General features: G+C 65.6%; 13 protein-coding genes. 9 read left to right on the forward strand and 4 right to left on the reverse strand.

Features of this window, described 5'->3' with window-relative positions; genetic code table 11:
* Positions 1-180 precede the first annotated feature (180 nt).
* Positions 181-693, forward strand: coding sequence for a hypothetical protein (locus GVM20_RS00680; RefSeq protein ID WP_166545380.1), 513 nt, complete (start codon positions 181-183; stop codon positions 691-693).
* Between the two features lie 479 nt (positions 694-1,172).
* On the forward strand, positions 1,173-2,351 hold the full coding sequence (locus GVM20_RS00685) for a L,D-transpeptidase family protein (protein ID WP_353653081.1): 1,179 nt from the start codon (positions 1,173-1,175) through the stop codon (positions 2,349-2,351).
* 22 nt (positions 2,352-2,373) lie between these two features.
* Here GVM20_RS00685 and GVM20_RS00690 read toward each other — a convergent pair whose 3' ends face one another.
* Together GVM20_RS00690 and GVM20_RS00695 are read right to left on the reverse strand one after the other, a co-directional pair.
* Positions 2,374-3,822, reverse strand: coding sequence for a M20/M25/M40 family metallo-hydrolase (locus tag GVM20_RS00690; protein WP_166545381.1), 1,449 nt, complete (start codon positions 3,820-3,822; stop codon positions 2,374-2,376).
* A 35-nt stretch (positions 3,823-3,857) separates the two neighbouring features.
* Positions 3,858-6,332 carry a zinc-dependent metalloprotease gene (locus GVM20_RS00695; protein ID WP_166545382.1) on the reverse strand — a complete coding sequence of 825 codons (2,475 nt, stop codon included), beginning with the start codon at positions 6,330-6,332 and terminating at the stop codon, positions 3,858-3,860.
* A 202-nt stretch (positions 6,333-6,534) separates the two neighbouring features.
* Between GVM20_RS00695 and GVM20_RS00700 the strand changes: the two genes are divergently transcribed.
* From GVM20_RS00700 to GVM20_RS00710, 3 genes are all read left to right on the forward strand, one after another.
* Positions 6,535-9,855, forward strand: coding sequence for an amidohydrolase family protein (locus tag GVM20_RS00700; RefSeq protein WP_166545383.1), 3,321 nt, complete (start codon positions 6,535-6,537; stop codon positions 9,853-9,855).
* An 85-nt stretch (positions 9,856-9,940) separates the two neighbouring features.
* Positions 9,941-12,100: a TonB-dependent receptor gene (locus tag GVM20_RS00705; RefSeq protein ID WP_199799387.1), complete on the forward strand. Its 2,160-nt coding sequence runs from the start codon at positions 9,941-9,943 to the stop codon at positions 12,098-12,100.
* Positions 12,100-13,182 (forward strand): PepSY-associated TM helix domain-containing protein, encoded by a 1,083-nt coding sequence (locus GVM20_RS00710; protein WP_166545384.1) that lies wholly within the window; start codon positions 12,100-12,102, stop codon positions 13,180-13,182. Before GVM20_RS00705 ends, GVM20_RS00710 begins: the two co-directional genes overlap by 1 nt.
* Here GVM20_RS00710 and GVM20_RS00715 read toward each other — a convergent pair.
* Complete coding sequence (locus tag GVM20_RS00715) at positions 13,154-13,786, reverse strand: TetR/AcrR family transcriptional regulator (RefSeq protein WP_166545385.1); 633 nt, start codon at positions 13,784-13,786, stop codon at positions 13,154-13,156. The two genes, GVM20_RS00710 and GVM20_RS00715, sit on opposite strands and share 29 nt — an antisense overlap.
* Before the next feature lie 101 nt (positions 13,787-13,887).
* Between GVM20_RS00715 and GVM20_RS00720 the strand changes: the two genes are divergently transcribed.
* The 3 genes from GVM20_RS00720 to GVM20_RS00730 are packed head-to-tail and all read left to right on the forward strand — an operon-like array spanning position 13,888 to position 19,733.
* Entirely contained in the window at positions 13,888-15,054 is a 1,167-nt protein-coding gene (locus GVM20_RS00720) for an efflux RND transporter periplasmic adaptor subunit (RefSeq protein WP_166545386.1), read from the forward strand.
* 3 nt (positions 15,055-15,057) lie between these two features.
* On the forward strand, positions 15,058-18,300 hold the full coding sequence (locus GVM20_RS00725) for a multidrug efflux RND transporter permease subunit (RefSeq protein ID WP_166545387.1): 3,243 nt from the start codon (positions 15,058-15,060) through the stop codon (positions 18,298-18,300).
* Positions 18,297-19,733: an efflux transporter outer membrane subunit gene (locus tag GVM20_RS00730; protein ID WP_166545388.1), complete on the forward strand. Its 1,437-nt coding sequence runs from the start codon at positions 18,297-18,299 to the stop codon at positions 19,731-19,733. The genes GVM20_RS00725 and GVM20_RS00730 overlap by 4 nt, the downstream gene beginning before the upstream one ends.
* Positions 19,734-19,741: 8 nt before the next feature.
* Here the strand turns inward: GVM20_RS00730 and GVM20_RS00735 are convergent, their stop codons facing one another.
* Positions 19,742-20,326, reverse strand: a complete 585-nt coding sequence (locus GVM20_RS00735; RefSeq protein ID WP_166545389.1) for a TetR/AcrR family transcriptional regulator — start codon at positions 20,324-20,326, stop codon at positions 19,742-19,744.
* A 102-nt stretch (positions 20,327-20,428) separates the two neighbouring features.
* On the opposite strand from GVM20_RS00735, the gene GVM20_RS00740 reads away from it, so the two are divergent.
* Positions 20,429-21,832, forward strand: coding sequence for an NAD(P)-binding protein (locus GVM20_RS00740; RefSeq protein WP_166545390.1), 1,404 nt, complete (start codon positions 20,429-20,431; stop codon positions 21,830-21,832).
* The last annotated feature ends 1 nt before the right edge of the window (position 21,833 follow it).

The following is a 21,833-nucleotide window of genomic DNA, read 5'->3' on the forward strand; positions in this document are numbered from 1 at the left end:
TGTCAAAGATCTAAAGCAAAAACGATTTATAGTAGCATACAAGAAAAAAGGAGACGAATGAAGCCATTTCATCCCATTTTGTACTAAATTGTTATACACTGTCGAGCCCTTTGCGGGAGTTGGTTAAACTGACTCCCATCAGAGGGACGGGTCGCAAAAAAATAAGTGGTTGTAACAAGCATGAACAAAGCAACATTGACGCTCACGATAGCGGACATCGAGGCGCTTAGCACCGCCGCGAGAGAGGAATTGCAGCAGCTGTTTTTTGGGGCGCTTGAACAAGGTGTTTCAAACGCGCTCGCTGGCCGGCCTGAGCCGGTTGAAACTGCATCAGAGATTTTGGAGGGGCCGGCAGACTTGACCGTCGCGATGTGTCGCAGGTTGATCGCCCACCCAATCCACGACAAAAGCCTCGCGATCCTGCGGACGATCGCGCAGAACGAGACACCGAGATTCCGCATGGCGGACATCTTGGCGACGGCTCCTGATGCCAAGGAGCCCAATGACCTCCGCGGGGCTTGGGCCGGACTGTCGCGGCGCACTCGCACGATCCTCGGGAACGACGAGGCCGAATTCGTGTGGTGGGAAGGTGAGTTGATTTACGATGACGCCCACAAATATGTCGACCGCGTCGGCCGCGTCTCGGTAATCACCCATCAGTCGCTCAGGGCCGCATTGGGTATCCGGTCCTAGCGCGTGCGAACCGGGTGGAGGTCATGCGCGCAGCAATTGCGATCATGCCACCGGTTCTTTTTCGGGAAATGCCTAGGCTAGTGGAAAGCGGCCGACAGGTTGAGTCGGGGTGATGCCCAGACCCTGCAAACCTGCGAGCCCTTTCCGCTACGCCGAGGTTTTGCCTGACGTTACGTCTTCACTCTTGATGTGAGCCAACCGGCCCAGCGGACCGGCCAATGGGGGCATTTGCTGCGGGCACCTGGCAGCAATCGATAATGGGATCCACACCGCCTGCGACGCACACCTGCCGCACAGCTTACGCCGCTCGTCCGCGTGATTGCCATGCTACCCGACAAAGGCTGGGTACCGCGCGTCTTCCGCCAACTGCATCCTCCCACGAAAATACCAAAAGCAGGATAGGATCTGGCCTCACGTCTCGTGCGATAGGGCAGATCGCCGCGGATTTCCCATGTCTGCCATCTGTCTGATGGCGCATTGTGCGCAAGGTCTGGAGCGGAATTCTTGCGTCGAAGGCGCAGTTGATAATCGAAGGAAGTGTCTTGCGTCTGACATCAATGACTGCCGCCATCCTCTGTTCGTTCGGAATGCTCGGCGCTTGCGGCCCGAATGGGGCTGGAGACGCTGGACAGTCCGATCAGCCTGCCTCCGCTGTCGCCACCGACAACAACGGCGCCGACTCCATGGCCTCGCGTGATCCAGCTGCAGGCGAGGCGGCCCAAATCGACGATGCCGATACCGAATTGCGCCCCGTCATGCAGGCGCAGGTGGTGCTGGAAAGGCTCGGCTTCGGACCGGGCGTTATCGACGGCAAGCAAGGCGTGTCGTTGGCGAATGCGCTCAAGGGGTTTCAGGAAGCCCGTGATCTGCCCGTGACGGGAGAGCTTGATGACGCGACACGGTTGGCGCTCGCCAAATGGGACAACATTGCCGCGACCCGGATTGTCACGATCCCGAAGGCTTGGGGCGACATCCCATTCAGTCCGATACCGGAGGACGCCGCGCAACAGGCGGAAATGCCCCACCTAGGATATGAAAACCTCGCCGAAAAACTAGCCGAGCGGTTCCACACGACCCCTGAGGTGCTGGCTCAGCTCAATCCCGGCACTCAGGAGCCGCGCTTTGCGCCGGGACAGAAGCTGCGCGTTCCCAATGTCGGGGCCGACCGGATTGATGCGTCGCTGGTGGACAATAAGGAATGGCTGGAAACCCTGCGCTCCTTGGGAGTGGGAACCGGCCAGCCTGATGTCGTACGGATCCTCGTTGATGAATCCGAAGGCTGGTTGAAGGCGTTCGATGCGCAGGATCGGCTCGTAGCCATGTTCACGGTCACGACCGGATCGCAGAACGATCCGCTACCGATTGGCAATTGGGAGGTGAAGGGCGTGGCCTACAACCCGCATTTCGCGTTTGATCCCAAGCTGTTCTGGGACGTTCCCGACAGCGAAGAGAAACAGCAACTTCCCCCAGGGCCCAATGGTCCGGTTGGTGTCGTCTGGATTGATCTGTCCAAGGATCATTACGGAATCCACGGGACGCCCGCACCCGAGACGATTGGCCGCGCGCAAAGCCATGGCTGCATCAGACTGACGAACTGGGATGCCGCGCGGCTTGCGCTGATGGTCAGCGGCAGCACCAAGGTGGTGCTCCAGAAATAGGGCGCACGGCGGTCGCGCGATGTCAGCCTGCAAGGTCTTTGAGCAGGCGATACCAGTGGTCGAGCCCGCCATAGAACGCATCGACCGACAGCCGCTCGTTCAGGCCGTGCGCGAACATGTCCTGCGGCCGACTGGCTGCGCCCGAGATCGCAACCGTCGCATAGCCGCGGGCGCGGTAGTGCATTCCGTCGGTGCCGCCCGATTCCATGTAGGGCTGGATTGGCAGGCCGGGATAGCGCGCGTCGATGGTCTTGCGCAGCGCCGCCATCACCTCGTCCGGCACGGCGGATTCCGGGCTTTCGGTAACGTCGGTGACCAGCTTGAAGAGGACCTTGTCATTGCCGATCACCTGCTTGAGCGCAGCCTCGGTCGCGGCGGCGCCTTCCCCCGGGAAGATCCGGCAATTGACCGTCGCAGTCGCCGATTGCGGCAGAGCGTTCTCGGCATGGCCGGCCTTGAGCATGGTCGCGACGCAGGTGGTGCCGAGCGTGCCCACAGTTTCCGGGTTGGCGCGCAGCACCGCAATCGCCGCTGCGTCGGCAGGATTAGCGGCGAAGGCGCGCATCGCCGCCCCGGTCTCGCCTGGCGTGATCTGTCCGAGCGCGCCTAGGAAGGAGCGGGTGAGCGGGGTGGCCTGCACCGGGAAGCGATAGGCGGCGATCTTTTGCAACGCGTCGGACAATTCGTAGATCGCATTGTCCTTGCGCGGGCGTGAGGAATGACCACCGGGGTTGGTCACGGTGAGTTCAAAGGTTGCGAAGGTCTTTTCCGCCGCCTGCACGGCCATGGCCAGCGGCTTGTTGTCGGGCGCGAGCGTGATACCGCCCGCATCGGAATTGAGAACATAGGCCGGGTCGATGGACTTGGCGACATAGTCCGCCTGAGCGCGGGTGGAGATCATGCCGGTTTCCTCGTCGCCGGAGAACACCAGATAGAGATCGCGCCGGGGCGTCCAGCCTTCGCGCTTCAGGCGGATGAAGGTCTGGGTGAGGTTGGTGATGCCGTACTTGTTATCAGTCGTACCGCGCCCGAAGAAGAAGCCGTCTTTCTCGGTCACGGTGAAGGGGGGTAGCTCCCAATCCTCGGCCAGCGCGTCGACCACGTCCATGTGGCCGAGCAGCACGATCGGTTTGCGCCCATCGGGCTTGGCGGCGGCAAAGCGCACGATGAGGCCCTGCACACGTTCGCCATTGCTGTCGTAGTCGCTGACCATGATGTCGGCATCGGCGAATCCCGCCTGCTTCAGCCGCGCCACCAGATAGGCGACCATCTCGGGTGTCTTGGCCTGCCCGCGCGCGGTGCGGATGGCGATGATGTCACGGTAGATATCGAAGGCCTGCTGCTGATCCGCAGTCAGCGGCGCACGCTCTGCCCCGTGGGCGGTGCCGCCCGATGCGAGCACGCCAGCGGCCAGTGCCAGCGCAGTGGCGGTGCGCAGTCCGAAGCGCCGCGCGGTGGTTGCCTTGGTCATCATCATCCCCTTCCCGTTGTCTTTTCTTTGCGCGATCATTCGACCGGCGCGAGCAGGCTGGACAGGTCCATCCAGTCATCCTCGCCAATCGGGTCGCCCGGCGGCACGGTCACCATCCTTGGCAGGCTGGCCGCCAGCTGATCGCGCTGCGCGGGATCGAGCAAGCGCCGTGACAGGCTCAACGCCCAGGCCCGCTCGGCCCCGCTCGCCTTGCGCTTGGCCAGCGCTGTGCCGACATCGGTGAGCTTCTGGTCGATCGCGGCGGCGACTTCAGGGGTGGCATCCGGGCGGCGCGCAACCTGCGCCATGGTCGCCAGCGTGCGATAGGCGATACGGCGGCCGAGATCGTCGCCGGTCGAAGCCAGCACGGTTGCCGTCAGCCGGTCGAGCAACTCGCCCACGCCCAGCGCCGAAGCATCGCTCTGGCTCTGGACGACCAGTCGCGCCAGTCTGCGCGGGGCGAGCAGCGTTTGTGCGGTCAGTTGGGCGGCGGCGTCGGCGGCGACCAGCGGATCGAACACCGGGCCGCCGGCGGTGGCAAAGATCTCGGTCTCGTACTGGCGGTCGGTCGTCCCGTTCTGCGCGGCTGAGAGCAGCGGGACCAGCGCAGGCGGGACGCGCAAGGCCTCGGGCCGCAGGGTTGCCAGCGCCGCATCGAGCGCCGCGCGCTGTTGTGCAGGCGCCACCGGCGCTGCCGCTTCACGACCGCCACCCTTGACGGCATAGACAAAATCGACCCCGCCAATCGCCTTGGCGGCGGCAACCAGTTGATAACGATGCAGCAACCATAGGGGTACGAACCGCCGACGAAGGTTCGCAACCGGCTCGCCGGGGCTGAGAGCATCCAGCCCGAAGCGGGACAGCGCGGCGGCGCGCACTCCCATCAGCCGGTTGAGCTCAGCAGTAGGGTCCGCGCCATCGTCCCACAAGCCGCCCCACACCTGGGACGTATCGGCCGCGCGGGCGTTGTCGTCCTGGACAAAGCGGTAGCGTGCCGCCGCTTCGGCTGTCTCGCGTTCGCCCGCGTCGGCATAGAGCCAGCGCACGGTTGCCACGTCCCAGATGCCGATCCCCTTGGCATAGGCGTCCGACAGGTCGGGCTTGCCCTCGGCAAGGCCGATCCGGGGCGGGGGGTAGTCCATCACCGAGGCGCGGTCTTGCGTACTGGCGGCAAAGTTATGCGCAAAGCCCAGCGTATGGCCGACCTCGTGCGCGCCCAGTTGGGCCAGCCGGTCGAGCGCGACCTTCACCGGATCGTTCGGCCCGCCGCTGTTCAGTTCTGCGGCACCGACCAGCGCCTGAAAGATCTGGATGTCCTGCCGCGCCCGCAAGGAGCCGAGCACCACCATGCCCTTCACGATCTCCCCCGTGCGCGGATCGACGATCTGCTGGCCGTAAGCCCAGCCGCGCGTTGCCCGGTCGACCCAGTTGACCATGTTGTAGCGCACATCGAGCGGATCGGCCCCTTCGGGCAGCATCTCGACCCGGAAGGCATCGATGTAGCCCGCCTGGTCGAACGCATCGGACCACCAGCCGATCCCCTCCAGCAAGGCCGAGCGGATCGGTTCGGGCGTGTTGCGGTCGAGATAGAAGATAATCGGCTTTTTCACCCGCGAACGGGACGCAGCGGGATCGAGCTTTTCCAGCCGGAAGCGGTTGGCCAGATCATATACCACCGGCGCGCCCAGCGGCGCGGAGAAGTCCACCGCCTGAGTCGCAAAGCCGCCCAGCCGAGGATCGAACCGGCGGGGTGCGAAGCCGGGTTCGGGCAGGCGGACAAAACTGTGATGGACGGTCAGCGTCACCTTCCGGGGTTCGGGCACGATGTTCTCGATCTCGGCCCCCGGCTTGTCGGAGACGAAGGTCTGGATCGCGTCCACCTCCATATTGTCGGGAAACAGCCGTACGGAGGCCGGATCGGCCAGGCTCAGCTTGTCGTCCAGCCGGAAGCCTTGCCCGGCGATCGCGGTGGCCGCGCCAACGCCCAGCACATCCGCTTCCTGGTTGAGCGAGGCGGCAATGCCCAGCGTGTCGAGCGCGAGGAACGGGGCGATGTCGATCACCAACCGGCCATCGGGCAGCGTCTCGGCAATGTCGGTCAACCAGACGGTCGAAATCCCGAAATCGCTGGCGACTGCGCTTTGCTGCGCGGCATCGCCCGCGCTGGCCCGGAAGCGCGGGTTTTCAAACTGCACGGCGATCTTGCCGCCGATCCGGCGGAAAGCGAGGAGCTGGGTATTGCCGATCCGCCCCCGATCCAGCCCGAGCGGCGCCGAACCAAGCCCGGTCTTGAGCGCGGTGCTGTAGAGCAGGCGCAGCGACACGCCGTCTTGTGCAGGGGCGGGCAGGGTAACGAGGATACGGCCCTTGGCCGCTTCGGTGCGCACCGCCACCAGCCCGGTCTCACCCACGGGTGCCGCGACCTCCTGCGGGCCAACCTGCGCGCTCAGCGGTGCAAGCGGCAGGGACCAGGCCAGCAAAAGCGCTCCAAAGCGCAGGCGTTGCGTCATTGTCCGTCATCCCCTGTTGCGGCCGGTGGTCCCAGGCCCGATTGCCAGAGTGGGTGTTCGGGCAAGAACCGCCAAAGCTCAAGCAGGAATACTGCTGGGGCTGTTCCAACAGTGGCTGCTGCTAATCGACCAACGGCGTTCCGCCCCCTAGCAATATCCTTTCGCGCCGCTAGTCTCCCGCTCCAACAGAGGAGACATTTTCATGCGCCATATCGCCGCCGCCCTGCTTGCCGGGGCCGCCTGCATTGCCACACCGCTTGCTGCTCAGACCAAGGGCAAAGCCGCCAAGGCTGAGGAAAGCTGGAGCGTCGAGGCGCCAAAGGGTGCCACCATCAAGCAGGTGCCGATCAAGACCGACGAAGGCACGTGGATGGATGTCGATGTGTCGCCCGATGGAAAGACGATCGCCTTCACGCTGCTCGGCGATATCTACACCATGCCGATCACCGGCGGCACGCCCAAGCGTATTGCCGATGGCCTTGCGTGGGATGTCCAGCCGCGCTTCTCGCCCGATGGCAGCCGCATCGCCTTCACCTCGGATCGCGGCGGCGGGGACAATATCTGGGTGATGAACACGGATGGCTCTGACAAGCGGCAGGTGACCAAGGAAGATTTCCGCCTGTTGAACCAGCCGACCTGGTCGCCGGACGGACGCTTTATTGCCGCCAAGAAGCACTTCACCACGGAACGCAGCGCCGGGACGGGCGAGATCTGGCTTTACCATGTCAGCGGCGGCGGCGGGGTGCAGGTGGTCGAACGCGCCAATGAACGCTTGCAGAAGGAACTCGGTGAGCCGGTGTTCGCGCCTGATGGCAGTGCGATCTATTACACCCGCAACACCACGCCCGGAAACACCTTCGAATACGCACAGGATTCCAACGCGGGCATCTTCGCGATCGAGCGCCACGATCTGGCGACCGGCGAAGTCAGCACCGCGGTTGGCGGCTATGGCGGCGCGGTGCGCCCGGCGCCTTCGCCCGATGGCAAGGAACTCGCCTTCGTCCGCCGCGACAAGGACCAGAGCCAGCTGTGGGTGAAAGACCTCGCCAGCGGGCGGGAGCGGATGATCTACGGCAAGCTCGATCTCGACGTGCAGGAGACTTGGGCCGTCACTGGGGTCTATCCCAATATCGACTGGCTTCCCGATAGTTCGGGGATCGTGTTCTGGGCCGGCGGGAAGCTCAACCGGGTGGGCCGCGACGGATCGGGCCATGCGGTGATCCCCTTCACGGTCAACGACACGCGCGGGGTGGCCGATGCGCCGCACCCGCAGATTGCCGTCTCGCCCGACAGCTTTGTTACCACAATGCCGCGCTTTGCCACGTTGTCGCCTGATGGCAGCCGGGTGGTGTTCGAAAGCCTCGGACGGCTGCACAGCAAATCGGCCAAGGGCAGGGACGCGCCCGCACCGCTGACCGGCGACACCACCGACGTGCTCGAAGCCTTCCCCGCCTTCAGCCGCGACGGGGCGAGCCTTGCCTATGTGCGCTGGAACGATGCCAGCTTGGGCGAGATCGTCATCGCCGACGCCAACGGCCAGAATCGCCGTGTGCTGACCGGGCCGGGGCATTTCGGCAATCTCGCCTTCTCGCCCGATGGTTCCATGATCGCCTTTGAAAAGCGCGAAGGTGGATACCTGACGGCGCCGGACTATTCGGAGAATGCCGGGATCTACGTGATGCCGGTCAATGGTGGTGAGGCGCGGCTGGTGACGCGCGACGGGGGGAACCCGCAGTGGGGCGCTGCCTCCGACCGGCTGTTCATGCTCGCGCGCGAAGGCGGCGGGCTGGCGTTGGTCTCGACCGACCTCAACGGGGAAGCCAAGCGCGTCCACGCCAAGGGCGATCTTGCCAATGACCTGCGGATCGCTCCCGATGGCCGCACCATCGCGTTCCGCCAGAACTACGAAGTCTTCGCGATGCCCTTGATCCCCGGCGGCAAGCCGGTGGATGTGAGCGAGACCGGCGGGTCGATCCCCGTCACCAAGGTCAGCACCGGCGGTGCGGATTACCTCGGCTGGTCGGGCGGCGGCGAGACGCTGTTCTGGTCGATCGGGCCGAGCTTGCAGAGCGCCAAGGTTGCCGAGTTCTTCCCTGCTGCGCCCAAGGCGGATGCGGACAAAACCAAGCCCTATACGCCGCCCACCACCGGCATTCCGCTGGGTGTGACGGTGCAGGCATCCAAGCCCACCGGCACCACGGTGATCACCGGCGCGCGGGTGCTGACGATGCGCGCGGGCCTCGGCGCGGAGGATGCGGGCGTGATCGCAAACGGGATGATCGTCATCACCGGCGACCGGATCACCGGCGTCTATGATGCGACGGTTGTGAAGATGGCCTTCCCGGATGGCACGCGCTTTATCGACGCCAGCGGCAAGACCATCATGCCCGGTCTCGTCGATGCCCATGCCCACGGCGGCTACGGAGTCGGCGATCTGATTCCGCAGCAGAACTGGTCGCTGCTCCAGGATCTGGCGCTGGGGGTGACCACCGTCCACAACCCGTCGAGCCAGGCGAGCACCGTGTTCGCCGCCGCCGAACGCCAGCGTGCGGGGCTGACGCTCGGCCCGCGCATCTTCTCGACCGGCGAGATCATCTACGGGGCCAAGGCGCCGGATGTCTATGCGCGGATCGACACCTATGACGATGCGCTCGCCCATGTGCGGCGGATCAAGGCGCAGGGCGGCATCTCGGTCAAGAACTACAACCAGCCCCGGCGCGAGCAGCGTCAGATGGTCGCGCGTGCCGCGGCAGCCGAGAATATGCTGGTGGTGGCTGAGGGCGGATCGTTGTTCGGGATGGACATGAACCTCGTCGCCGACGGCAACTCGACCATCGAGCACAATGTGCCGGTCGATGTGTTCTACGAAGACGTGCTGCAATTCTTCGGCCAGTCGAACAGCAATTACACCCCCACGCTGGTGGTGACCTATGGCGGGCTGGCGGGCGATCCCTATTGGCGGCAAGCGACCAACGTCTGGGAAAACCCGCTGATGGTGCACACCCCGCCCAAGATGCTGCTGGCCGAGACCGGCCGCCGCACCAAGGCGCCCGATTGGGCCTTCGTCGATGACGACAACGCCCGTGAGGCGCGCAAGCTGGCGCAGCGCGGCGTCAAGGTCAGCATCGGTGCGCACGGCCAGCAGGCCGGCATCGGCGCGCATTGGGAGCTGTGGAGCTTCGTGCGCGGCGGGATGACCCCGGTCGAGGCGCTGAAGGCGGGCACGATCACCTCGGCCCAGTCACTCGGCATGGCGAAGGACATCGGCAGCATCGAGGTGGGCAAGCTGGCTGACCTCGTGATCCTCACCGACGATCCCAGCGCTGACATCGCCAATTCGGACAATATCGAACAGGTAATGCTCGGCGGGCGGCTGTATGATGCCAGGACGCTGAACGAAGTCGGCACCGGTACCGCGACGCGCCAGCCCTATTGGTGGGAAGCCAATGGCGGCAACGGCGCGGGTGGATCGGAAGCGGCGACACAGGAAGGCCGCAGCCATGCAGATGGGGACGCCGGTTAGGGCTGACAGCACGAGCCAACAGACAGCGCAGGGCGAGGGCAGAAAGGGATTGCCTTATTGATAATCATCCGCAATAGGCTTGCGAATGATTATCAGGAGCGATTCCCCGATGCGCCTCGCACTGCTGCTGTCTGCGGCCATTCTCCCTTTCGCCGCGTCCGCTCAGGCCGCAGAGACTGCTGACACGTCTGGCCTGGCCCCTGCCAGCGCCGAGGATCAGGCAGCCGAGCCGATCATCGTCACCGCAGCGCGTACCAATCTGCCGGTCACCGCCCTGCCGCTGACGGCCGATGTGATCGACCGCGAAACGCTGGAGCGGCAGCTCCAGATTTCCGGCTCGGTGGTAGACGCGGTCGCTGCGCTGACCCCCAGCTTCTCGCCCTCGCGCCAGAAACTGACCGGGCAGGGCGAGACTCTGCGCGGACGCTCACCCCTGTTCGCGATTGACGGCATACCCCAGACGGCACCCCTGCGCGATGGATCGCGCGACGGGTTCACCATTGACCCGTTCTTCATCGACCGGGTCGAGCTGATCCTCGGCTCCAACGCGCTCCAAGGCATTGGCGGCACGGGCGGGGTCATCAATCAGGTCACGGTCTCCGCTCCTGCCGAAGACGGCTGGAGCGCCCGCACGATCCTGCAAGGCACCGCCGAAAGCGGTTTCCGCAGCGACGGCTTCGGCGGGAAGGTCGGCGCGCTGGTCGCCAACCGGTCCGGCGCGTTCGATGTTGTCGTCGGCGCGGCTTACGAACGGCGGGGTGTGTTCCGCGATGCGCGTGAGCGCCGGATTGCGCCGGATGGCACGCAGGGCGATCTGATGGATTCGGACAGCCTCAGCTTCTTCGCCAAGGCGGGTGTGGAACTGGGCGAAGGCGTCAGGCTCGAAGCGATGGGTCAGCGCTTCCGCTTGCAGGGCGACGGTGATCTGATCGCGGTGAACGGCAACCGCGCCACCGGCCTGCCCTCCACAGGCGCGGCGGGCATCGTTCCCGGTGAGGCGCCGGAGAATCTGGCCGAGAGCCTTGCGCTCACGCTGACCGCCGATGATCTGGCGGGCGGCGCGCTGCGGGTGCGTGGCTTCTGGAACCGCACCGCCGATATCTATGGCGGCGGCACCTTCGCCGACTTCCAGGACCCCGCCATTGCCCCGGTCGGCACCCTGTTCGACCAGTCGCAGAACATCAGCCGCAAGTGGGGCGTCAACGCCAGCTGGGAACGCGGCTTCGGCCCGCTCAATATCGTCGCCGGGATCGACCTGCTCAATGATTCGACCGTCCAGAAACTCGCGGCGACCGACCGCGCATGGGTGCCGCCGACCGATTACCGCTCCATCGCCCCCTTCGGCCAGGCCAACCTCGCATTGTGGGACGGCAAGGTCCGGCTGGCGGGCGGCGTGCGCTGGGAGAATGTCCAGATCGACATTCCCGACTATCAGACCCTGTGGTTCTACGGCCCGCAACAGGTTGGCGGCGGCACGCCCAGCTTTGACCGGGTGCTGCCCAATGGCGGGATCGTGATCGAGCCAAGCCCCGGCATCCGCGCCTATGCCAGCTATGCGCAGGGCTACACCGTGCCCGATGTCGGCCGCATCACCCGCGCAATCCGCACGCCGAATGTCGACCTCGACACTTTCCTCGATATCGCGCCGGTGGTGGCCGATAACCGCGAGATCGGGATCGAGGTCAATCGCGGACCGATCGAGGCGAGCGCGACCTATTACTGGTCGGACAGTGACGAGGGCCAGTTGCTCGTGCTGGTTGGCGATGTGTTCGAAGTGCAACGCCAACGGATCGAGATCGAGGGGCTGGAGCTGAACCTCACCACCGCCACGCCGATCCCCGGCCTGCGGCTCGGCGTCGGCTATGCGCATATCAATGGCCGAGTCGACACCAATGGCGACGGCGTGGTCAACGCTGATCTGGACGGGGCCAATATCGGGCCTGACCGGCTGAACCTGTCAGCCGACTGGGCGCTCGGCCCGGTCAACCTGCGGCTGCAATCGCGCACGCACTTCTCCAAGCGCTTCGACGGCGGCGATCCGCGCAATGACTTCGAGGGCTTCCACCTGCTCGATGGCGCGGTCAGCGTGGCGACTGATTTCGGCAGCTTCACGCTTGCGGGGCAGAACCTGCTCGACCGGCAATATATCGACTACAACTCTGACACCCAGCGCCCGACCGATAACCTGCGCTTCTTTGCCGGACGCGGGCGGACGGTGACGCTCGGCTGGCTCGGCAGCTTCTGATGCGGGCTGCGCTGGTTCTGCTGCATCGCTGGATGGGCGGGCTGATTGGCATCGGCCTGGCGGTGCTCGGGCTGAGTGGTGCGCTACTCCTGTGGAAGCCGTGGTGGGCGAGCGTCGCCCAAACCCCGCGCGCGCCCACCGAGGCCGAAACACTGGCCATCATCGGAGCGGGCGAGAAGCTCGGGGCAGGCTACGTGACGCTGCCTTCGGCCGAGTTCGGCGTGGCGCAGGCTGGTTTGCCAGATGGCGGGGGTGCATACCTCGCGCATGACGGGACGCTGCTTGCGCGTTGGGGCAGCACGTGGGACCGGCCCGAGACTTGGCTGTTCGATCTCCACCATCACCTGCTTGCTGGCGAGACGGGCGAACTGGTGGCGGGCTGGCTCGGGATCGCGGCGGCGCTGTTCTGCATCACCGGTGTGATCCTGTGGTGGCCGACGCGGCGAACCTTCCAGTGGCGCGCGCTGCCTGCGCGGATGACCCGGCCCGCCATCATCCGCCACCACCGCGATATTGGTGCGGTGCTGGCGCTGCCGATCCTGCTTGCCGCGATCACGGGCGCGCTGATGGTGCTAAGGCCTTTGGGGCAGGCGGTGCTCTCGCCGCTTTCTCCCGCGGGTGCAGTTGATTCGTGGCAGGCAAAGCCGCCAGCTGCGCCCTCAGACGCAGAGGCAGACTGGCCCGCGCTGCTCGCCGCCGCACGCACCCGCTTTCCCGATGGGACAGCGCGGATGATCGTGTGGCCCAAGGCTGCGGGCGAGGCAGTGACGATCCGCTTGCGCCGTCCGTCCGAATGGCATCCCAATGGCCGAACCACCCTGACGCTCGCCGGTGACGGCACGATCCTGCTGGCGCGCGATGCCCCCGCCGCGCCGCTCGCCGTGAGGGCGGGCAATGCGCTCTATCCGCTGCATTCGGCGCGGATGGCAGACAGCGCGCTGGCGCTGCCGCTGCGGATCGTGATGACGCTGGCGGGGATCGGGCTGTCCCTGCTGGGTAGTCTCGCCGTTGTGACCTTCTGGAAAGGCCGCACCGCGCCGCGCCTTGCGGCAATCAGGCCGGAGACTCCGCAAGCCGGTTGATCCCTGCGGCGGCGATGAAGAAGTTTGTCCGCTCCTGAAGCCGGTCGGGCAAGGGGCTGATGCCCACGCCGTGGCTGATCGCCTGGGTTTGCAGATCGCTGACGAACAGGCCCATGAACATCTCGGCAAGGAAGCCGGGGGTGCCGTCCATCGCCACGCCGTTGGCCTGCCAGCGCGCAAACACGTCTTCCAGCGCCTCGCGGGTCGGGTTGGCGGTGCGTTCGAAGAACTGGCGGGCGAATTGCGGATCGCTGATGCTGCGGGCGATGACGATTCGGACCAGCGCGATCACGTCGGGGTCGAGGAAGTGTTCGTGCAGCCCCTTGGCGATGCGGTGCAGAGTTGGCACCGGCGCCAGTCCAGCTGCGGCCGCCTCGCGGATCAGGGCTTCACCCGATGCGGCGCTTTCGAACACCACCGCTTCGAGCAATTGGTCCTTGTTGCCGAACAGCTTGTACACTGTCGCCAGCGATCCCCCGGCGCGGGTGACGATATCGGCGAGAGTCGCACGTTCGTAGCCTTGTTCGACGAAAAGCTCCCGCGCGGCCGCGATGATCGCCTTGCGGCGTCGATCCAGTCTCAAGTCATCGGGCAGCGGCGTCATGGCGAAACGGCTCTCGGTGGTGCGGAGGAGATTGACAATGGTGTAATGATCATTACACCTTCGCAACTGCAATAAAACTAGCAAATGAAAGAACTCCCCCGATGAAGCGCATTTGCACCGCCCTTGCTGCCTCTCTCCTCATTGCGGCGTGCTCGGGCGAGCAGGCCCCGCCTGCACCTCAGCCGATTCCGGTGCAGACGGTCACGATTGTCAGTCAGGCGATTCCCAACGTGATCGAATTGCCCGGGCGGGTGGAGCCTGTGCGACAGGCCGAAGTGCGCGCGCGGGTGACCGGGATCGTCGAGAAGCGGCTCTACACCGAAGGCACCTATGTGACCGCCGGCCAGCCCCTGTTCCGAATCGATCCGCGCGAATTGCGGGCGAGCTATGCGCAGACCAAGGCGGCGCTCGACCGGGCGCAGGCGACGCAGCGAAACGCGCGCGCAGTGGTGGAACGCTACAAGCCGCTGGTGGCCGAAAACGCGATCAGCGGTCAGGAATTTGATGCAGCTCAGGCCGCAGCGCGCGAGGCGGAGGCCAATGTCGCGCAGATCCGCGCGCAGCTCGAAGCAGCCTCGCTCCAGCTCAATTACACCACCGTACGCGCGCCGATTTCGGGCCGGGCCGGGAGGGCGGAAATCACCGAAGGCGCATTGGTCAGCCAGACCGAAGGCACCTTGATGACCCGGATCGAACAGACCGCGCCGGTCTATGTCAATTTCAACCAGGCCGCGAGCGAAGTGCTGACCATCCGCCGCGCGATCTCGGCGGGCAAGATTGCGCTGGATGCGAATGATCGGGTCGAGGTCCGACTGAGCTTCACCGACGGCAGCGAATATCCCATCCCCGGCTATATCAACTTCCTCGCCTTCTCGGTCGATGAGGAGACCGGCACGATTGGCTTGCGCGCGGAGTTTCCCAATCCGAGCGGGCTGCTGCTCCCCGGTGAATTCGTGCGGGCCAAGCTGTTCGTGGGCGAATTGAAGCAGGGCATCACCGTGCCGCAGCGGGCGGTGACCTTGTCGGAGAAGGGCGGATCGGTGTTCGTGATCGACGCCAAGGGGCAGGTCGCCCCGCGCCCAGTGAAGCTGGGTTCGCTGGTGGATGGCAACTGGATCGTCCAGAGCGGGCTCAAGGCTGGCGACGTGGTGATCGTCAGCAACCTCCAGAAGCTGCGGCCCGGCGTGCCGGTGACAGCGGTGAACGGGACCAAGGGAGCAAAACCCGCCGCCGCGCCCAAGCCTGTTGCAACCACCGGGGCGCGCTGATTTATGGCCCGCTTTTTCATTGATCGCCCGATCTTTGCGTGGGTGATGGCGCTCGGCATTCTGCTCGCCGGGATCATCGCCGTACGCGCCTTGCCGATCGAGCAATATCCCGAAGTCGCGCCGCCATCGCTGACGATCAGTGTGGTCTACCCCGGCGCTGACGCGCAGACGCTGGAGCAGAACGTCACGCAGGTGATCGAGCAGCAGCTCAACGGGGTCGAGGGCTTCCTCTACATGGCCTCGTCCAGCGCATCGAACGGCACGGCGAGCATCACGCTGACCTTCGAAGCCGGGACCGATATCGATATCGCCCAGACCGAAGTGCAGAACCGCCTCAGCACGGTCGAGGCGCGCTTGCCGGAAGAAGTCCGCCAGCAGGGAATTACCGTCCGGCAGGCCAATGCCGGGTTCCTGCTGATCGTCGCGCTGACGTCGCCTAAGGGTGATCTCAACAGCACCGACCTCGGCAATATTGCCTCCAGTCAGGTGATCGACGAACTTCGCCGCGTTCCGGGTGTGGGCGATGTCACGCTGTTCGGCTCGCCTTATGCGATGCGCATCTGGCTCGACCCCGATGCGCTGGCGTCCTACAACCTCTCACCCACCGCCGTGCTCAACGCGATCCGCGAACAGAACGCGCAGATCGCGGGCGGGTCGATCGGAGCCAAGCCGCTCGCCGCCGGTCAACAGATCACCGCGACAATCTCCAGCGACGGCCGGTTCAAGACGGTCGAGGAGTTCGAGAATATCATCCTGCGCGCCAATACCGGCGCGGCGGTGGTGCGGCTGGGGGAAGTCGCCCGGATCGAGATTGGCGCGCAAAGCTACGCCACGTCGACCACGCTCAACGGCACGCCGATGGCGGGGATGGCGGTGCAGCTGGGCACCGGCGCCAACGCGCTCGCCGCCGCGGAGGGCGTGAAGGCGCGCATGGCCGAGCTGGCCCCCGGCCTGCCGGGCGATGTCACCTGGTCGATCCCCTATGACACCACCCCCTTCGTCCAGGCCTCGGTAGACGAGGTGATCAAGACGCTGGTTGAGGCGATGGTGCTGGTGTTCCTCGTCATGTACCTGTTCCTCCAGAACTGGCGCGCGACGCTGATCCCGACGCTGGTGGTGCCAATTGCTCTCGCAGGCGCGTGTCTGGGGCTGTGGCTGTTTGGCTTTTCGATCAACGTGCTGTCACTGTTCGGCATGGTGCTGGCGATCGGAATTCTGGTCGATGACGCGATCGTCGTGATCGAGAATGTCGAGCGGATCATGCGCGAGGAAGGCCTCTCTCCGCTGGAGGCGACCCGCAAGGCGATGGACCAGATCACCACCGCGATCATCGGTATCACGCTGGTGCTGATCGCGGTGTTCGTGCCGATGGCCTTCTTCCCCGGATCGACCGGCGGCATCTACCGCCAGTTTTCGGTGACGCTGGCGATTGCGATCTTCTTCTCGGCGTTTCTGGCGCTGTCGCTCACCCCGGCGCTATGCGCGACGTTCCTTAAGCCGATTTCAGGTGAGGGACATGGGGCAGGGCACGCATCCGAGACTCCGGGTGATCCCGCCCCGCGTCAGCCGGGCTGGCGTGGCTGGCTGGCCAGCGCGCGTGCGTTTGCCGGGCGCTTCCTCGGCAAGTTCAACATCTGGTTCACGCGGATGGAGGGGAAGTACGACCACTCCAACACCCGCATCCTTTCGCGCCCCAAGCGCGGCATGGCGGTTTTCCTCGCTCTCGTCGCCGTCACCGTGCTCTTGTTCCTGCGCCTGCCGACCGCGTTTCTTCCGACCGAAGATCAGGGCTATCTGATCACCGCCGTGCAGGCCCCTCCAGGTGCGACAGAAGAACGGATGGACGAGGCGCTGAAGCCCGTCACCGATTTCTGGATGGCGCAGCCCGAAGTCGATAGTCTCGTGGTGATCCGCGGCTTCAGCTTCTTTGGCCAAGGCCAGAACAATGCCCTCATGTTTGCCTCGCTCAAGCCGTGGGAAGAACGCGGTGCCCCCGAAAGCGGCGCGGACGCGCTGCTTGGCAAGGGGATGGGCACGTTCATGCAGAATGACGGGGCGACCGCCTTCGTGATCCAGCCGCCTGCGATCCAGTCACTGGGGCAGGCCTCCGGCTTCACGCTCAAGTTGCAGGATCGCGCCGGTCTGGGGCGTGAGGCACTGATCGCCGCGCGCGACCAATTGCTGGGCGCGGCCTCGCAAAGCGCCGTCATTACGGGATTGCGGCCCGAGGATCAGGGGCCGAGCCCAGAGGTCAAGATCAAGATCGACCGGGTGCAGGCCCGCGCGCTCGGCCTGTCGATGGCCGAGGTCAATGCTGCGCTCTCGATCACCTTCGGTTCGGCCTACGCCAATGACTTCAACCGCGAAGGGCGGGTGTTGCAGGTGCTGGTGCAGGCCGATGCGCCCTTCCGCATGACGCCGGATAATGTGCTGGCCTTGCGCATTCCCAATGCCGTGGGCGAGCTGGTGCCGTTCGGCGCCTTTGCCACAGCGGAATGGTCCGCTGCTCCTGCCAGTCTGGCGCGGTATAATGGCTATCCGGCCATGACCCTCTCGGGGATGGCCGCGCCCGGCCAATCATCCGGCGCAGCGCTGGCCGAGATGGAGCGGCTCGCAGGCGAGCTGCCGCAAGGCATCGGCTATGAATGGACCGGCGTGTCGTTCGAGGAAAAGCAGGCGGGCGGGCAGATCGGCCTGCTGCTGGGCCTGTCGGTGGTGGTTGTGTTCCTGGTGCTCGCCGCGCTGTACGAAAGCTGGACGATCCCGCTTGCCGTGCTGCTGATCGTGCCAATGGGCGTGCTGGGTGCGGTGTTGTTCTCGATGCTGCGCGGGCTTTCGGCCGATGTCTATTTCAACGTCGGCCTGATCACGATCATCGGTCTGGCGGCCAAGAACGCGATCCTCATCGTCGAATTCGCGATCGAGGAGGAAGACCGTGGCGAGACCCCACTGGACGCCGTCCGGTCAGCGGCGCGGCTGCGGCTGCGGCCGATCATCATGACCTCGCTCGCCTTTGCGATGGGGATGGTGCCACTGGTGCTGGCAAGCGGCGCGGGTGCGGCCAGCCGCATTGCGGTCGGTACGGGTGTGCTGGGCGGGATGGTCGCGGCGACAGTGCTCGGCATCTTCCTGATCCCGCTGCTCTACCTGATGGTGCGCCGCCTTGGCCGCGGCAAGCGCAAGGACAAGCCCGAGCCTCCCGCGCTGCCGCATGATCCACAACATGGTGGGGAGCCTGCCCAATGAAGCGCCTCGTCACTCTTACGTTGGCATCGACGATGCTGGCCGGCTGCGTCAATCTCGCGCCCGATCACACCCGCCCGGAGCTGGCGACCGCACCCGCCTTCGATCCCGCCTACCGCCCGGATGGCACGGTGGTCGCATCCCAGCTGTCCTATCGCGAATGGTATCGCGACCCGCGCCTGCAAGACCTGATCGCCAGCGCGCTCGCCAACAACCGCGATCTGATGGCGGCGACCGCCCGTATCGAGCAGGCCCGCGCCAGCTTCCGCATCGAGAACAGCCGCCGCTTGCCGAGCGTTGTGGCCACCGCGAGCGGCACGCGCACGCGGCAGGCCACGGCGGGCAACCCCGCGATCGGGGCCGGGGGCGGCAATCTGCCCGCCTCCTTCACCTTCAACCGCTATGACATCGGGGTTGGAGTGAGCGCGTTCGAGCTTGATTTCTGGGGCCGGGTCAAGAACCTGAGTGAAGCGGGCCGGGCGAGCTACCTCGCGTCGGTCGCGACGCAGCGGGCGTTCTATCTCTCACTGATTGCCGACACCGCCACGACCTATTTCGAGATCGTCGAGACCGAGGAACAGATCGTCCTGGCCGAGGCGACGGCGGCGAGCCGCCGGGAAGGCTTGAAGATCGCCAAGCTGCGGCTGGATGCCGGGGTAACCTCAGCGCTGCCCTACCGGCAGGCGGAGACGCTGCTGACCCAAGCCGAACAGCAGATCGCCAGCGAGCGATTGGCGCTGGCGCAATTGCGCAACCAGCTGGCGGTGCTTGTGGGCGGGACTGTGCCGGACAACCTGCCGCAAGGCCTCTCGCTCGCAGCGCAGGCGGACGAGCGGCGGCTGGCGGCGGGGCTGCCGTCCGAACTGCTGCTGGCCCGGCCCGACATTATCGCGGCCGAGGAACAGTTGCGCGCCGCCCGCGCCAATATCGGCGCGGCGCGCGCGGCGTTCTTCCCGTCGATTTCGCTGACCAGCAATGTCGGCCTGACCTCCACCAGCCTCGGCAACCTGTTCGATGGTGATGGCCTGGGCTGGAGCTTCGGGCCTTCGATCTCCCTCCCGATCTTCGACTTCGGCCAGCGCGAAGCGAGCCTCGATCTGGCCAAGGCGCGGGAGGTCGAACAGGTGGCGACCTATGACCGCACGGTGCAGCAGGCGTTCCGCGAGGTGTCCGATGCGCTGGCCGGGCGCGAATATCTCGCCCAGCAGATCGCGACCCTGGAACGGGCGCGGGCGGCGCAGGTCGAAATCGCCCGGATCGCGCGGGCGCGCTACCGCGAGGGCGTGGCCGATTACCTCGAAGTGCTGGACGCCGAACGCAACCTGTTCAGCGCCGAGCAGCAATTGCTCGCGACCCGGCGCGCATGGCTGCAAAACGGTGCGACGCTGTTCGTGTCGCTGGGCGGCGGCGCGGGCGCGGGCGAGCCGGACAGCTGACGCCCGCGTCAGGCGCGCATCCCGAGCCTGCCGAGCCATTCCAGCGTTTGCCGGGCTGAGCCGGGCGGCGTCGTGCCGGCCAGTTCCAGAGTGACCGCGCCGTGCAAGGTCGACCAGATCAGCAGTTCCAGCGCGCGCGCTTCGGTTTCCGCCATGCCGCTGCCGATCAGCCCGTCGCCATAGACCGACAGCGTCGCCCGCGCCCGCGCAACAGCGCGGCCCAGCGCGCTGTCGCTCCCGTCCTCCTGCTGATGCTGTTCGAACATCAGGCGATAGGTGTTGGCGTTGCTCAGCGCGAAATCGAGATAGGCGCGCCCGGCCGCTGCGGCCTTGGCAGCGGCGCCGGGGGTTGCGGCATAGGCGGCCTCCAGCTGATCGGCGAAGCGCTCGAAGCCGCGGATGCGCACGGCCGCGAGAATATCGTCCCGGCTGGCGAAGTAGCGATAGGGCGTCATCGGGCTCACCCCGAGCGCGGCGGCGATCTGCCGCATCGAAACCTGCTCTGCCCCGCGCTCGGCAAACATCACCTCGGCCACATCGCAGAGCTGGGCCTGAAAGCGGGCGAGGTCATCATCGGTAAGCGCGCGGGACAAGGGGGTTCTCCGTATCAGTGGCGAGCATAGCGAAGGGCGCTTGACTCCTCAATCTTACGGTGTAAATTTACAGTGTAAATAGATTGCAAGCAGGGGCACGCCATGACCACCATCGAAACCGACTATCTGATCATCGGCGGCGGAGCGGTCGGCATGGCCTTTGCCGATACGATCATCGCTGAGACCGATGCGCTTGTCACCATTGTCGACCGGCAGGCCAAGCCCGGCGGGCACTGGAACGACGCATATGGCTTTGTCGCGCTGCACCAGCCCTCGGCGTTCTATGGGGTCAATTCGCTCCCCTTGGGGGAGAACCGCAAGGACACTCACGGCGCGAATGCCGGCCTCTATGAACTGGCGTCGGGCGCGGAGGTCAGCGGCTATTACGACAAGGTCATGCGCCAGCGGCTGCTGCCGTCGGGGCAGGTCACCTATCTGCCGATGAGCGAATATCGCGGGGACGGCCGCGTCGTCTCGGTGATGTCGGGCGCGGAAACGCAGGTGACGGTGCGCCGCAAGACGGTGGACGCTGCCTATAACAGCCCGACCATTCCCGCCAACCACACCCCGCGCTTTACCGTTGGGGAGGGCGTGCAACTGGTGCCCCCCGGCGAGCTGCTGCGCCTGTGGCGCAAGCCGGAGCGACCGTCGCGCTTCGTTGTGCTGGGAGCGGGCAAGACCGCGATGGATGCGGTCGGCTGGCTGCTCGCGATGGGCACGCCGCCGGACGCGATCCAGTGGGTCAAGCCGCGCGAAAGCTGGCTGATCAACCGCAATTGCACCCAGCCCGGCGTGGAGTTCTTCGACGCGGTGTTCGGCGGGCAGCTGGCGCAGATGCAGGCCTTTGCGGAAGGCACTTCGCCGGACGACGTGTTCGCGCGGCTGGAAGCGGCGGGCATGATGCTGCGGATCGATCCTGACGTGACGCCCACCATGTTCCACTACGCCACGATCTCGGCAGGCGAGGTCGAGCAATTGCGCCGGGTCACCAATGTCGTGCGCAAGGGCCGCGTGAAGGCGATCACGGCCGCGGCGATTGAACTGGACGAAGGCAGCGAACCGGCGGCGGCGGATGCGCTCTACATTGATTGCACCGCCTCGGCGGTCGAGGTGCGGCCGCCGGTGCCGATCTTTCAGAGCGACCGGATCGTGCCGCAATTGGTGCGGGTGCCGCAGCCGTGTTTCTCGGCAGCGCTGATCGCTTTTGTCGAAGCGCATTATCCCGATGATGCGACCAAGAACGCGCTGTGCCGCACGGTGCCGTTCCCGCATGATCTGACCAGCTATTGCACCACCAACAGCGTCAACCTGATGAACCAGGGCGCGTGGTTCGGGGATGACCGGCTGGGGACGTGGATCCGCCAGAGCCGGCTCGACGGTTTCGGCAAGATCGCCGCCAGTGTGGATCGCAGCGATAGTGCGCGGGTGGCGGTGCTTCAGCAGATGCGCCAAATGGGCCCGCTGGCGGTACAGAACCTGATGCGCTTGGCCAGCGCTGCGGCCTAGA

It is taken from the genome of Porphyrobacter sp. SLTP (assembly GCF_009905735.1).
Lineage (GTDB): Bacteria > Pseudomonadota > Alphaproteobacteria > Sphingomonadales > Sphingomonadaceae > Erythrobacter.

Excerpts from the sequence above, each read along its gene's own strand:
- GVM20_RS00680 (WP_166545380.1), top strand. The coding sequence starts at position 181 with ATGAACAAAGCAACATTGACGCTCACGATAGCGGACATCGAGGCGCTT.
- GVM20_RS00690 (WP_166545381.1), bottom strand. The coding sequence starts at position 3,822 with ATGACCAAGGCAACCACCGCGCGGCGCTTCGGACTGCGCACCGCCACT.
- GVM20_RS00695 (WP_166545382.1), bottom strand. The coding sequence starts at position 6,332 with ATGACGCAACGCCTGCGCTTTGGAGCGCTTTTGCTGGCCTGGTCCCTG.
- GVM20_RS00700 (WP_166545383.1), top strand. The coding sequence starts at position 6,535 with ATGCGCCATATCGCCGCCGCCCTGCTTGCCGGGGCCGCCTGCATTGCC.
- GVM20_RS00705 (WP_199799387.1), top strand. The coding sequence starts at position 9,941 with ATGATTATCAGGAGCGATTCCCCGATGCGCCTCGCACTGCTGCTGTCT.
- GVM20_RS00710 (WP_166545384.1), top strand. The coding sequence starts at position 12,100 with ATGCGGGCTGCGCTGGTTCTGCTGCATCGCTGGATGGGCGGGCTGATT.
- GVM20_RS00715 (WP_166545385.1), bottom strand. The coding sequence starts at position 13,786 with ATGACGCCGCTGCCCGATGACTTGAGACTGGATCGACGCCGCAAGGCG.
- GVM20_RS00720 (WP_166545386.1), top strand. The coding sequence starts at position 13,888 with ATGAAGCGCATTTGCACCGCCCTTGCTGCCTCTCTCCTCATTGCGGCG.
- GVM20_RS00725 (WP_166545387.1), top strand. The coding sequence starts at position 15,058 with ATGGCCCGCTTTTTCATTGATCGCCCGATCTTTGCGTGGGTGATGGCG.
- GVM20_RS00730 (WP_166545388.1), top strand. The coding sequence starts at position 18,297 with ATGAAGCGCCTCGTCACTCTTACGTTGGCATCGACGATGCTGGCCGGC.
- GVM20_RS00740 (WP_166545390.1), top strand. The coding sequence starts at position 20,429 with ATGACCACCATCGAAACCGACTATCTGATCATCGGCGGCGGAGCGGTC.